The sequence below is a fragment of the Desulfovulcanus sp. genome (assembly GCF_982781345.1).
The window spans coordinates 42,405-54,599 of the sequence record NZ_CEYAEZ010000002.1; the positions used below are offsets into that span (position 1 = coordinate 42,405).

The following is a 12,195-nucleotide window of genomic DNA, read 5'->3' on the forward strand; positions in this document are numbered from 1 at the left end:
GTGAAATTGAAAGTCCGTAGTCGCCCATCTTCCCATCCTCTCATCTCCCTATCTGCCTTCCAGTCGTCTCTGGTATTCATCCCTGCGCTGATAATCCTTCAGGGCATGGTAGCAGGCAACAATATTGGCCAATGCCTGTGGGTTGTGTTCAAAAGGAAGAAAATGCTTCAGAGCCTGATCATACTGACCCAGATTCATGAAACTTATTCCCAGACATATATTCAACATATCATTGTTTGGAAAATATGTCACCCCTTGCTTGAGAATATTTACAGAATCCAGGTAGTCACCTCTTTTCTGGGCCAGAATTCCAAGGCCAAGATAAGCTCGGCTGTTGGGGGAATAGGTTAGGGATTTGGCATATAACTCTTGAGCCACTTGCTCTTTATCGGGAATGGCTTCTATTCGGGCATAGTCACCATGACTAAAGGTCATGGCCAGTCGGGAATAAAAATCCGCATACAGGGGATAAAATTTTTTGATGTCCTTCAACTCGATTTCCAGGGCAAACCTGGGAAGGCTTGTGTAGAAGTTTGAGCGCAATGTTTTTCCAAATTTGAGTATGTCCTTTTGTTTTATTTTTAGATCGAGCTCAAAATAAAGAAAATCTTCTCTCTTCTCCAGCCAAACCTTGTCGCCCAGTCTTAGTTTACGACTGTATTCATCAAAGAGTGACGTGCCTGGAAACAGATGCAAAACATAAAATACAGCGCTCAAGGGTTTTATTTTTTGCATCAATTTTATGCTTTCCTGGATGGTCTGCCTGGTCTCTCCTGGTGAGCCGTAGATGAAATAGGCGCGGGGCAAAATACCATAAGACCTGGTTAACTCAAAGGCCTTTATGATTTCTTCTGTGGTGAATTTTTTGTTCAGCCTTTGACGTATTTTTTCAGAGCCACTTTCCACCCCAAAACTTATTTGAATGCAGCCGGCCTTGCGCATCCAATAGAGCACTTCTTCGTCAATGCGATCCACCCTGGAAATGGCCACCCAGGTAATGTCCAGGTTCCTGGCTAAAATTTTTTGGCAAACTTCAATGACCAATGATTTTTTCAGTGTAAAGGTGTCATCGGAAATGTAGAAGAAATTAACCCCTTTTCGCGTTAGAAGTTCCAGTTCTTCAACAAAATAATCAGCCGAGTGGAAGCGGACTTTACGTTTCCAGAATCTTGGTGAAGCGCAAAAAGAACAATTTCCAGGACAGCCACGGCTTAGCGACAAATGGTTGTAAGTGAAATATTTTGCCGGGATGGGTAATTTATCCAGATCCTGAATGAATTCAGCTTCTCCAGTGCTCGTAATCTGGCCATCTTTACGCAGGCCTAGTCCCTTAACCCTTGAAACATCTCCCTTTTCACCTTTTTCCAGTTCTTTGAGCAGGTTTAAAAAAGTGTATTCGCCTTCTCCCAGGACTATGGCGTCCACAAAATCAAAATGTCTTAAAAAATGCTTCCACATAAAAGTGGCAGCCACCCCGCCAAAAACTACAAATGAGTCCGGCAAAACTTCTTTGGCTATCCTGGCAATATCCAAGGCCCCCCATCTGTTGGCATTATACACTGAACAGCCTATCACATCCGGTTTTTTCTGAAGGAACAGGCTCCTCAGGGTTTCAGGGCTTGGGTCAAAATCATAGCAATTGATGATTTCAACCTCATATCCTTTTTCAATAAGTAGGGCTGCAATGGAATAAAGCCCGATAGGCACAATCAGGTGATCCTGATCCGTCACCCTTTCATTAAGGCAGCGTGGGTAAAAGAGTAGGATTTTCATTTTGTTGGTAATGAGTTTATTGAAGGTTTTATCGATACAGATAGTGAATTTATAGGTTTGTTATGCAACTCTTGCGATGAATTCAAGCTTTAGGATGTGTGTTGCTTCTCCTGGAATTGGAATTTTTCTATAGTTGTCTTGTTAAATCCTAATGAGCGATTTTGTTGCAGTTTAATGTTTGAGATTGCTTCGTTACACACGCAATGACAGGGGGGCGAGATTGTCATTGCGAGGGCAGCGAAGCTGCCCGTGGCAATCTCACCCACTGGGTTAAAATCGCTGTCTCAATAGGTAAAAATGGTTACAAAGTTTACCAAAAGAATCAAAAGTAAACTTTAAGCCCCTTTAGTCAAAATCCAGTCTGCAGAACAAGCCCATAAAAAAAGCCGGAAAGGTAAGCACCTTTCCGGCTTTATAATGGCGTCAGGGTTGAAGTTAGGTGAGATTAGAAGTCGTACTTGAAGCCAACAGCGAGTTTCCAAGCAGCTTCGTCTTTGTAATCGCTACGTGTAGTAGTGGTTCTGTTGCCAAGGTCTTCGTCATAATTAACTTTTACATAACCAAGCTCTACAATAGCTGCTAGGTTTTCATACATCTGGTACTTGGTGTTGAAGTCGACTTCCCAGAGAGAATCTTTTTCAGTCAATGTCTCGTCCCACTCTCCTTTATATTTATCAACCAAATCTTTGTCAGTTGTGCCTTTAGCATACATGACGATGAAATCGTGGGACATGTTTTCCATGAAGCTCATGCCTTTGAGCTTGAGACCAACTGCACAGATGCCCAGTCCTACGCCTGCAGCGCCGGTTATTGCAGCATCAGCTTCCGCAAAAGATGAACCAGCAAAACCGAAGCTTGTTGGTCCAAAGGACTCAGTGTAGAGGGAAGGCATTGTTTCACTGCCATCGGTTGGGTCGTCATCATCACCGGTGGAGTAGATAAAGAAAAGTTCAGGTGTCATTATATCCATCTTGTAATCAATTGCCAAGTCAAAGTACCAACCTGCACGGTCGTTTTGGTCTTTGTCAGCATTAAAGCGACCATAGTTGAGATCAGCCAGAATAACGATTGGATCGAGCATATCAACTTTTACACTTGCGCCTGCCCACCATGCATTGACATTGTCAGCAAGACCAGTAGCGTTGATAGCCTCTAAGCCTGCAAGTGGAGCCTTGCCATTTTGGGTCCCATTGCTGTCTTGTCCTACAAAAGCTGTGGCATAGAAAGGAGTTAAGGCAATGCCATCTGCATTGATAGGTAAGGCCAAAAAGATAACATCTACTTCGTCATTTGCATTTTCACCTGAATCTTCAGCATTTAAGTCAACAGGTCTTGCATATCCAGCGGTCAGGCTGATCATGTCATTGAAAGGTGTTGAGACAACTAAAGCGGCCATGTCACCTCCAATGATAGAAGAACCCAAGTTGCTGGGGAGTTCTACCCATTGAACACCAGCTTTTACATTAACTTCAGAGTTGGGAACATTAAAATCAAGATAGGCTTGTTTTACTTCAATTACTGTCTTATCAGCACCTAAGCCAGCCCCTGTATCACTCTGACCCCACCTTGAGTCTCCAATTTCCAATCCTAGCACAGCCTTAACATTTTCACTGGCTACGAAATCAAACCATACTCTGGCGCGCTGATAAACAGCAAAGTCATCTTCGCTATTACCGTCACCAGCGGTTGTGTTAGGGTCATCGCCGTCCTGAAAGTTTTTATTGTCTATCCAGTTGGCATGCACCCGCCAAGAACCCTTGGCCTTGATGTCAACAGCAGAAGCAGTGGCTACTGTGCCCAGGATGAAGGCAGCTAGAATAGCCAGAATTGCTAAACGTTTCATGAAAATCTTCCTCCTTTTACCTGAAATTTTTTAAAATTTTCAGGAAGTTAATAAAAAATACTCGTTTGTCAAAGAACCCTGACACCTAAATCAACTGCTATCTATATAGGCTTGCATTTAAAATAGCAAGCATTTTTTGGCAATTTTTTGACAAAAGTTAAAAATTTTTTACCGGCCAAATTTTTGAACCGGAGCCGAAAGTGTTCCGTGGACAGTTCCCTTTTGCTGCGCGTTATCAGGAGGAAGTTAAGAAGATGGGATGAAAGGAAGTTGAGAAAGTCTGGGAATTAATTCACCAAACTTTTCAACTTCTTTCTTAAGTCTTTACAAAATATACCTGGACAGATCCCTGTCTTCCTGCACATCCTTGAGCTGTTCGCGCACATAGGCCTCATCAATGACCACCTTTTCTCCCTGCCTTTCTGGCGCTTCAAAAGAAAGATCAGACAGGATTTTCTCCATGATTGTATAAAGCCTTCTGGCGCCAATGTTCTCTGTTTCATCGTTTATCTTTTGGGCAAAGGCAGAGATTTCCTTTAGTGCGCTGTCTGTAAATTCTATCTCTATCCCTTCTGTGGCGAGAAGTGCCTTGTACTGTTTGGTCAGGGCATTTTGTGGCTCTGTTAAAATACGGTAAAAATCATCTTTGGTCAGGGCCTTTAATTCCACACGCAAAGGGAATCTTCCCTGCAGTTCAGGTACCAGATCCGAAGGCTTGGAGTAGTGGAATGCGCCAGCAGCAATAAACAGGATATGGTCTGTGCGGATCATGCCGTATTTGGTGTTAACCACGCATCCTTCTACCACAGGTAATAGGTCCCGCTGCACTCCTTCCCTGGAGACATCTGCCTTGGTCTGGCCGCTGCCGCCGCAAATCTTGTCGATCTCATCAATAAAGATAATTCCGCTCTGCTCCACCCTTTCTTTGGCAATCTCTATGACCTTGTCCATGTCCACAAGGCGTTCGCTTTCTTCCTGCACCAAAAGTTCATAAGCCTGCTTGACCCTGACTTTCTTGGTTTTCTTGCGCTTGGGAAAAATGCGGCTAAACATATCCCGAAACTGCATTTCCATATCTTCCAAGCCTGGCATGGCCATGATCTCGACATGTGGGCCCTGTGCCTTGACACTGACCTCAACAAAACGGTCATCAAGTTTACCTTCACGCCACAATTTGCGCAGCTTCTCCCTGGTGGAATCATGTGTGGGTTCTACTTCACCAGTACCAAACTCAGTGGGACTTTTTTTTATTGGCAAAAGGAGATCCAGAAGCCTTTCTTCAGCATTGGCTTCGGCCTTGACCTTGACGCGCTGGATTTCCTCCTCCCGTACCATGCTCACGCCAATCTCCATTAAATCGCGAACCATGGACTCTACGTCTCGGCCTACATAGCCTACTTCTGTAAATTTTGTCGCCTCCACCTTAAAAAAAGGCGAGCCGGCCAGTTTGGCTAGGCGACGAGCAATTTCTGTTTTGCCCACGCCGGTCGGGCCGATCATAATTATATTTTTAGGTGCTATTTCATCCCTCAGCTCCGGATCTAGCTTTTGTCTGCGCCATCTGTTGCGCAGGGCAATGGCCACCATTTTTTTGGCCTCTCGTTGACCAATAACATATTTATCCAGTTCGGAAACGATCTCTCTTGGTGTCAAAGTTGTACTCATATGATATCCTGATTTATGTAATTTTTGGTTTTAATTGTTGTTGAACAGTATCTCCTCATACCTTTCATGAAGAGGAAGTCAGGAAGTTATGAAGATAAGATGTTAGTAGGGCTCAGAAGAATATAAGTTCAGTCTCATCCTCAAAACTTCTTAATTTCCCAACTTCTAATCTTCCCATCCTCTTAACTTCCTAATCTTCTTAGCTTCCCGTCTCGCCTATGGTTTCTACTACAAAATTGTCATTCGTGTACACACAAATTGTAGCGGCTATATGCATGGCTTTTAAAACAATATCTCTGGTGGAAAGGTCGGTATTTTGCTTCAAGGCCCTGGCTGCTGCAAGGGCATAGGGGCCGCCTGAGCCTATGGCCACAATACCGTCATCCGGTTCTATGACATCTCCGGCGCCGCTGATAATCAATAGGTTCTGGATGTTGCCCACAACAAGCATGGCTTCCAGGCGACGCAGGAATTTGTCTGTCCGCCAGTCTTTAGCCATCTCCACGCTGGCCCGGACAAGATTGCCCCTAAATTCTTCCAGCTTGGCTTCAAAACGTTCAAAAAGAGTAAAGGCATCAGCCGTGGCACCGGCAAATCCAGCCACAACACGGTCTTTATATAATCGCCTGACTTTTCTCGCAGTGTGTTTCATGATCACGCCCTGACCAAGGGTTACCTGTCCGTCCCCGGCCATGGCCAGGCCATGATCATCCTTAACCGCTAGAATTGTTGTTCCTTTAATAGTCATATCCAATTTTTAGCTCCTTTGATTGGGTGTATGAGTGAATGGGATAATGAGTAGATGGGTAAATGGGTGAATGGGTAAAAGGGATAATGAATTAAATATTGCTTTTAATCTTTGCCCCATCCACCCATTTACCCATCTACTCATTATCCCATCAACTCATCAACCATTTTAGCCCAAAGCTCATAGCTTTCCCTTGAATATAAATAAAAATAAATTTCCTGAACCAGTCCCTGTTCAAGCCCTTTTATGCATCTGCTTATGGCAATGGGAATGGCCAGTTGCATGGGGAAGCCATAGGTTCCACAACTAATAGCCGGGAAGGCTATGGTTTTTATTCCGTGTGCGCTGGCCAGTTCAAGACAAGATGCATAAGCCTGGTCCAGGACCTTTTTCTCTCTACCTTGCCCTCCGTGCCAGATGGGTCCAACTGTATGAATAACATATTTGGCCGGGAGATTAAAGCCCGGAGTAATTACCGCCTGGCCCGGGGGAAGGTATCCCTTTTCAGCCACGATTTTTTGGCAGGCCCGAAGAAGCTCTGGCCCGGCTGCCCGGTGGATGGCTCCGTCCACGCCTCCACCTCCAGCCAGGCGCGAATTGGCTGCATTAACAATGGCCTCTACGTTTGCCTCGGTAAGATTTCCATAAATAATATGAATTTTGTTGTTCATAGCTAAATATTTTTGAAATTTATACTTAAAAAAAGACAGGTAAGCTCAACAAACTAGAAATCGCTTGTCAAGAAAAGAATAAGAATAGCTTTTTCAACGTCAAGTCAGGAGACAGAAAAATTATTTTTTTCTTGACAAGTGATACGTTTTTCAAATAAGTTTTACATTATAAGTAGTTATATTTTAATCATCAAAACGGAGGTTTTTTTATGCGTATTTTTAAGTTTTTTATGTCTGTTCTTTTGGTTTTAATCCCTTCTGTGTGTCTGGCTCATTTTGGCATGGTCATTCCTTCTCAGTCCATGGTTGCACCGGAGAATAAAGTGGTTGATTTGAAATTATCCTTTTCTCATCCTTTTGAGATGATAGGCATGGAGCTGGTTAAGCCTGCTAAATTTGGTGTTAAGGTGGGTTCCAAAAACAAAGACTTACTTTCTAAGCTCAAAAAGACCAAAGTCATGGGGCATACTGCCTGGGAAACCAAGTTTAAGGTGAAATGGCCCGGAGTCTATAGATTTTATATGGAGCCCAAACCTTACTGGGAGCCAGCAGAAGACTGCTTCATTATTCATTATACAAAAACCATTGTAGCTGCCTTTGGCGATGAAGAGGGCTGGGATGAACCCGTTGGTTTGAAAACAGAGATTATTCCCTTGACCCGTCCCTTTGGTCTGTATGCCGGGAATACTTTTCAAGGTCAGGTGCTGGTAGATGGAAAACCCGTGCCTTATTGTGAGGTTGAAATCGAGTACTACAATCAGGGACATAAGGTAAAGGCTCCTTCAGAATACATGATCACTCAAGTGGTCAAGGCCGATGCCAATGGTGTTTTTACTTATACTCCTCCTCGAGCTGGTTGGTGGGGATTTGCAGGCTTGAATACTGCTGATTTTAAAATAAAAAAAGACGGTCAGGACAAGGATGTGGAGATTGGGGCTATACTCTGGGTCCAATTTCTGGATTGGCAAGAAAAGTAAAACCAAGTACAGGCCAGATCATTATCGTATAGATCTGGCCTGATAAGGATAGACACATGCATATATCTGAAGGTGTTTTAAGTCTTCCAGTACTGCTTACCGGGGCCGGACTAACTGCTATCGGCACGGCCTGGGCCCTAAAAAAATTGGATTATAATCAGATTCCCAAGACCGCCATCCTGTCAGCGGTCTTTTTTGTGGCCTCTTTAATCCATGTGCCCATCGGACCCTCTAATATGCACCTGGTCTTGAATGGTTTGACCGGAATTATTTTGGGACCAGCCTGCATTCTGGCTATTTTGGTAGCTTTGTTCTTGCAGGCAGTATTGTTTCAATTTGGAGGGCTCACTGCCCTTGGAGTAAATACTGTGATTATGGCAGGACCTGCGCTTGTCTGCGGTTTGATCTATTATAGTTTGCCTGTAAAGCTCAAAAAAAATATATTTGTAAATTTCTGCCTGGGTGCCCTGGGCATTTTGGGTAGCGGACTCTTGGTGGCCATAAGTCTAGCTTTTTCTGGGGAGGCTTTTTTGCCGGCAGCTAAACTCATTATTCTTGCCCATATTCCGGTCATGGTCGTGGAGGGGATAATTGCCAGCTTGACGGTTTCTTTTCTACACAAGGTCCGGCCTGAAATGATAGAGAAACGGTGAAGCGGAGAAACGGTGTGTTGAGTTTTGATTATTGAATAAAAACCAGAAACCCAAAAACAAAGACTAGGAACTAACATGGCTAAATTATTATTGACCATCATTCTTACATTAGGCTTTATTAGCTCCTCTCTGGCCCATCGGGTAAATGTTTTCTGTTGGGTAGAAGGGGGAAAAATCAATTGTACGGGAAAATTTGCCTCTGGCAACAAGGCGCAAGATTGCCAGGTCAAGATCCTGGATAAAAAGAGTGGCCAAGTTTTGGTCCAGGGTAAGACTAATGACCAGGGAGAGGTTTCTATACCTATTCCTCAAAAGGCCATTAAAGAAAAATTGGATCTTGAAGTTGAGTTGATTGCTGGTATGGGCCATAAGAACACATGGCCTATCCCGGCTGATGAACTTGTTGAGGATGAAATGTCCGAAGATACGACACAGGCTACTGATATTGATACGCCTGAAGAATTCCAAAAATCTGAAACAGAGCTTCAGTCAAAGGTTGGAGCAGCCGGTAGCATAGATACCGCCAGCCTGGAAAAGGTCTTGAACAAAGTCCTGGATCGAAAACTTAAGCCGGTTATGGAAAAGCTTACTCTTCTACAGGAAAGACCGATAAGTTTTGCTGACATTTTTGGGGGCATTGGCTATATTCTGGGTCTTATGGGCATTGCCATGTATTTCAAGAGCAAAAAGTAGAGAGCGGACATTAAATTTAATTAGTGAACTACGTAGATTCGGGTTAAAATGCTTGAGCAGGAGTTTGTAGCTTATAAATCTTTTATTCATAGCCTGGACCCGCGAATAAGACTGGTCCAGGCTTTTATTTTGTCAGTTATCCTGGCTCTTAGTTCTTCGTTGCCTATCCTCAGTGCTGGTATTGCCGGTGCAGTAATTCTCTATTTTCTTTCATCTCTTCCCCTGCAAAAGCTTCTATCCAGGCTCTTGGTCATTAATACATTTATACTTTTTCTTTGGGCAGTGCTCCCGTTTTCCTATCCGGGGCAGACCTTGTTCTCTCTTGGCCCGTTATCTGCCAGCAAAGAGGGATTGATTCTGGCCTTGCAAATTACTTTAAAAGCCAATGCAATTATGACCATCTTTATTGCTCTTATTTCCACCATCCCTGTGCCTACCATTGGCTATGCCTTACAACAGCTAGGCCTGCCAGAAAAGCTTACCTATTTACTGATTTTTTCATTCAGGTATATTTTTGTCCTCGAAGAAGAAAAAAAAAGGCTGTTACGGTCTCTGAAAGTGAGGGGATTTAACCCTAAAACCAACCTCCACACCTATAAAACTTATGCTTGCCTTTTGGGCCTTATCCTCGTCAGATCGTGGGACAGGGCAGAACAGGTGCACAAGGCCATGCTCTGCCGGGGCTTCCAGGGAAAATTTTATTCTCTGCACAAATTCTCCTTGACCAAAAAAGACTTTTCCTTTTTCCTGACATCATCTATATTTGCCTTCGTGTTGTTGATGCTGGAATATATAAACCCTATTTTTTCAAAATAATTCAACGCTTCGCTATTCAGCATTCAACATTATTAATATGAAGTTAGTTTCTTTAAAAAATATCTCTTTTGCCTATCCAAATGGGTCGGCTTTGCTCGATCAATTAAACTTTGAGCTTTACTCTGGAGAACGAGTAGGTATAATTGGACCCAATGGTAGCGGCAAAACGACTCTGGCTCACATCATCATGGGCCTGATTAAGCCCAGGAGCGGACTGATTGAAATTTTTGGTCAAAAAATGAGCTCCGAAGAGGACTTTCAAAAAATAAGGCCGCGTATTGGGTTTGTTTTTCAAAATGCTGATGACCAGCTTATCTATCCAACTGTTTTGGAAGATGTGGCATTTGGCCCGTTAAACCTGGGTCACTCTCCGGAAAAAGCCAAAGAACTTGCCCGTGCTATACTGGCCAAGCTTGGCCTGAGCGAGTTTGAACAAAGGTTTACACATAACCTTTCTGGCGGAGAAAAAAAATTGGTCTCCATTGCCACTGTCCTTGTCATGGAGCCGGAAGCACTTATTTTTGATGAACCTACTACAGGACTGGACGAACAAACCAGGCGAAAACTTATCAAGATTATTCAAGATTTAGATATTGCACAGGTTATCATTTCCCATGACTATGACTTTCTTGCCCAGACCACAAAAAAACAATATTTAATGAAACAGGGCAAGCTCGTGTACGACGAGTCAGTGGTGATGCATAAACACATCCATGTCCATCCTTTAGGTCAGGTTCCGCACAAACATGAAGAAGGCTAAATGTTCAACGTTCAATGTTCAATGTTGATTGTCAGAGTTAAGCGTAAAAATTTCAACCTTGAACGTTGAACATTGAACACTGAACACGGAGGAGATAATGAATTGGAAGAAGATGCTTATAATTTTGATTCCTGTTTTGATTTTTAGTTTTTTTCTGGATTTTGACCACCAAGCCTTCGCTAAAAGATTTGGCGGAGGTCGTTCTTTTGGCAGCAGGCCAAGTTATAGCCGCAGCTATACGAAAAAAATTCCTTCCAAACCTTATACTAGTAAATCATACGCCAACTCCCGTGGACAGAGAACAACCTTTTCACGTCCTGGATTGTGGGGCTTTCTAGGAGGTCTTGCTATGGGCGGCCTGCTAGGCTCTCTTTTTTTTGGCGGACCATTTCATGGACCCAACCTCCTGGATCTGTTGATCATTGGTGGAGTGATCTTTCTTATCTTTAAGTTTATGCGATCGAAAAGACCTGCTGAAGAGCCATCTATATCGTCATATTCCGGGGCGAGCTATGAGTCTTCTACCCGCTCGGAAGCGTCATGGGACAACTTGCGTACGGGGTCAGGGCAGTTATCGTCCGAACCGGAAATAAATCTCCCGGACGGCTTTGATGAGCAGGAATTTTTAAAAGGGGCTAAGGCTGCCTTTTTAAGGTTGCAGGAATCCTGGGACAAAAGGGACCTGGAGGATATAAAGCAGTTCACAAGTCCAGAAGTATTTGCTTTCATCAAGGCTCAGGCTCAGGAGGACCCGCATCCTGGCAAAACAGAAATTTTGCTTGTAAACGCCAGGCTGTTAGATGTCCGTGAGGAAGGGGGCAGAACCATTGCCTCGGTTTACTTTGATGCTCTGATGCGCGAAGAGCCAGAGCAAAGTAATCCCCAACAGGTGCGCGAAGTATGGCATTTTAGCCGGCAAACAGATGAGCCTAACTCTTCTTGGGTTCTGGAAGGGATTCAGCAACTTGCTTAAGTAGTAGCAGTTAGGAAAGAAGAGAGGGCTTAAAGTGAAAGATGCTAAGGTTCCTGAATTAAGGTGCAAATTTTGTAGCTCGCCGGTTCAGATAGTTGGCCGGTGAGCAGGAGCCAGGGTAGTTTGCAGGTCGTGTAAAATGGAAATGCCCTTCGCATTTTTTAAAGATGAGATTGATAAGTGGAAAGAAGAGATGTGTTTCGAGTTTTACAGGATGGACAAATAGCGAAGTTAGGCCAGGGTGTTATTTCTACAAAATAAAAAAAGGCGGCCTTAGCCGCCTTTTTTTATTTTGCCATTGGCTTGACAACAGCACCAGAGCGAATGCACCTGGTGCACACGCTAATTTTCTTTACCTGCCCACTGGGTAATTGGGCCTTGACTTTCTGCAGATTGGGCATAAATCTTCTTTTAGTTTTATTATTGGCATGGCTGACATTATTCCCAACCTGAGGCTTCTTTCCGCAGATAGCACATTCTTTTCCCATAACCGAACCTCCTCACTCGTTATGTAAATCTTTGATTTGTCTCAAAAATTTATTTCGCGAGGTTAAAACATATGGTTTTTGCAACTCGCGAATTCATCCACTCAATGCCAAAGAATTTACTCTCCTAACTTGCTT

12 protein-coding genes are annotated in these 12,195 nt (G+C 43.6%); 6 read left to right on the forward strand and 6 right to left on the reverse strand.

Annotated features, from left to right (window positions below; genetic code table 11):
- Positions 1-48: 48 nt before the first annotated feature.
- From AC3WVG_RS00600 to AC3WVG_RS00620, 5 genes are all read right to left on the reverse strand, one after another.
- Positions 49-1,773 (reverse strand): B12-binding domain-containing radical SAM protein, encoded by a 1,725-nt coding sequence (locus AC3WVG_RS00600; RefSeq protein WP_488796241.1) that lies wholly within the window; start codon positions 1,771-1,773, stop codon positions 49-51.
- Between the two features lie 445 nt (positions 1,774-2,218).
- Positions 2,219-3,616 (reverse strand): outer membrane homotrimeric porin, encoded by a 1,398-nt coding sequence (locus AC3WVG_RS00605; RefSeq protein WP_488796242.1) that lies wholly within the window; start codon positions 3,614-3,616, stop codon positions 2,219-2,221.
- A gap of 324 nt (positions 3,617-3,940) precedes the next feature.
- The gene (gene hslU, locus AC3WVG_RS00610) at positions 3,941-5,281 is read right to left on the reverse strand and encodes an ATP-dependent protease ATPase subunit HslU (protein ID WP_488796243.1); all 1,341 of its coding nucleotides are present in this window, start codon (positions 5,279-5,281) and stop codon (positions 3,941-3,943) included.
- Between the two features lie 199 nt (positions 5,282-5,480).
- Entirely contained in the window at positions 5,481-6,029 is a 549-nt protein-coding gene (gene hslV / locus AC3WVG_RS00615; RefSeq protein ID WP_488796244.1) for an ATP-dependent protease subunit HslV, read from the reverse strand.
- Between the two features lie 143 nt (positions 6,030-6,172).
- On the reverse strand, positions 6,173-6,700 hold the full coding sequence (locus AC3WVG_RS00620; RefSeq protein ID WP_488796245.1) for an O-acetyl-ADP-ribose deacetylase: 528 nt from the start codon (positions 6,698-6,700) through the stop codon (positions 6,173-6,175).
- Between the two features lie 209 nt (positions 6,701-6,909).
- Between AC3WVG_RS00620 and AC3WVG_RS00625 the strand changes: the two genes are divergently transcribed.
- The 6 genes from AC3WVG_RS00625 (at position 6,910) to AC3WVG_RS00650 (ending at position 11,572) form a co-directional block, all read left to right on the forward strand.
- Positions 6,910-7,677, forward strand: coding sequence for a DUF4198 domain-containing protein (locus AC3WVG_RS00625; protein WP_488796246.1), 768 nt, complete (start codon positions 6,910-6,912; stop codon positions 7,675-7,677).
- A 56-nt stretch (positions 7,678-7,733) separates the two neighbouring features.
- Positions 7,734-8,330: a cobalt transporter CbiM gene (gene cbiM / locus AC3WVG_RS00630; protein ID WP_488796247.1), complete on the forward strand. Its 597-nt coding sequence runs from the start codon at positions 7,734-7,736 to the stop codon at positions 8,328-8,330.
- A gap of 75 nt (positions 8,331-8,405) precedes the next feature.
- Positions 8,406-9,023 carry a hypothetical protein gene (locus AC3WVG_RS00635; RefSeq protein ID WP_488796248.1) on the forward strand — a complete coding sequence of 206 codons (618 nt, stop codon included), beginning with the start codon at positions 8,406-8,408 and terminating at the stop codon, positions 9,021-9,023.
- 48 nt (positions 9,024-9,071) lie between these two features.
- A complete protein-coding gene (cbiQ, locus tag AC3WVG_RS00640) occupies positions 9,072-9,839 on the forward strand; it encodes a cobalt ECF transporter T component CbiQ (RefSeq protein WP_488796249.1) in 768 nt (255 codons plus the stop codon).
- Positions 9,840-9,876: 37 nt separating this feature from the next.
- Positions 9,877-10,599: an energy-coupling factor ABC transporter ATP-binding protein gene (locus AC3WVG_RS00645; protein WP_488796250.1), complete on the forward strand. Its 723-nt coding sequence runs from the start codon at positions 9,877-9,879 to the stop codon at positions 10,597-10,599.
- Positions 10,600-10,696: 97 nt separating this feature from the next.
- Positions 10,697-11,572 carry a Tim44 domain-containing protein gene (locus AC3WVG_RS00650; protein ID WP_488796251.1) on the forward strand — a complete coding sequence of 292 codons (876 nt, stop codon included), beginning with the start codon at positions 10,697-10,699 and terminating at the stop codon, positions 11,570-11,572.
- A 287-nt stretch (positions 11,573-11,859) separates the two neighbouring features.
- Here AC3WVG_RS00650 and rpmB read toward each other — a convergent pair whose 3' ends face one another.
- Positions 11,860-12,060 (reverse strand): 50S ribosomal protein L28, encoded by a 201-nt coding sequence (gene rpmB, locus AC3WVG_RS00655; protein WP_252379861.1) that lies wholly within the window; start codon positions 12,058-12,060, stop codon positions 11,860-11,862.
- Positions 12,061-12,195 lie beyond the last annotated feature (135 nt).

What these genes read in the sequence shown, in the direction of transcription:
- cbiQ (WP_488796249.1), top strand. Translation starts at nt 9,072, where the DNA reads ATGCTTGAGCAGGAGTTTGTAGCTTATAAATCTTTTATTCATAGCCTG.
- AC3WVG_RS00645 (WP_488796250.1), top strand. Translation starts at nt 9,877, where the DNA reads ATGAAGTTAGTTTCTTTAAAAAATATCTCTTTTGCCTATCCAAATGGG.
- AC3WVG_RS00625 (WP_488796246.1), top strand. Translation starts at nt 6,910, where the DNA reads ATGCGTATTTTTAAGTTTTTTATGTCTGTTCTTTTGGTTTTAATCCCT.
- hslU (WP_488796243.1), bottom strand. Translation starts at nt 5,281, where the DNA reads ATGAGTACAACTTTGACACCAAGAGAGATCGTTTCCGAACTGGATAAA.
- AC3WVG_RS00620 (WP_488796245.1), bottom strand. Translation starts at nt 6,700, where the DNA reads ATGAACAACAAAATTCATATTATTTATGGAAATCTTACCGAGGCAAAC.
- AC3WVG_RS00650 (WP_488796251.1), top strand. Translation starts at nt 10,697, where the DNA reads ATGAATTGGAAGAAGATGCTTATAATTTTGATTCCTGTTTTGATTTTT.
- cbiM (WP_488796247.1), top strand. Translation starts at nt 7,734, where the DNA reads ATGCATATATCTGAAGGTGTTTTAAGTCTTCCAGTACTGCTTACCGGG.
- AC3WVG_RS00635 (WP_488796248.1), top strand. Translation starts at nt 8,406, where the DNA reads ATGGCTAAATTATTATTGACCATCATTCTTACATTAGGCTTTATTAGC.
- hslV (WP_488796244.1), bottom strand. Translation starts at nt 6,029, where the DNA reads ATGACTATTAAAGGAACAACAATTCTAGCGGTTAAGGATGATCATGGC.
- rpmB (WP_252379861.1), bottom strand. Translation starts at nt 12,060, where the DNA reads ATGGGAAAAGAATGTGCTATCTGCGGAAAGAAGCCTCAGGTTGGGAAT.
- AC3WVG_RS00605 (WP_488796242.1), bottom strand. Translation starts at nt 3,616, where the DNA reads ATGAAACGTTTAGCAATTCTGGCTATTCTAGCTGCCTTCATCCTGGGC.
- AC3WVG_RS00600 (WP_488796241.1), bottom strand. Translation starts at nt 1,773, where the DNA reads ATGAAAATCCTACTCTTTTACCCACGCTGCCTTAATGAAAGGGTGACG.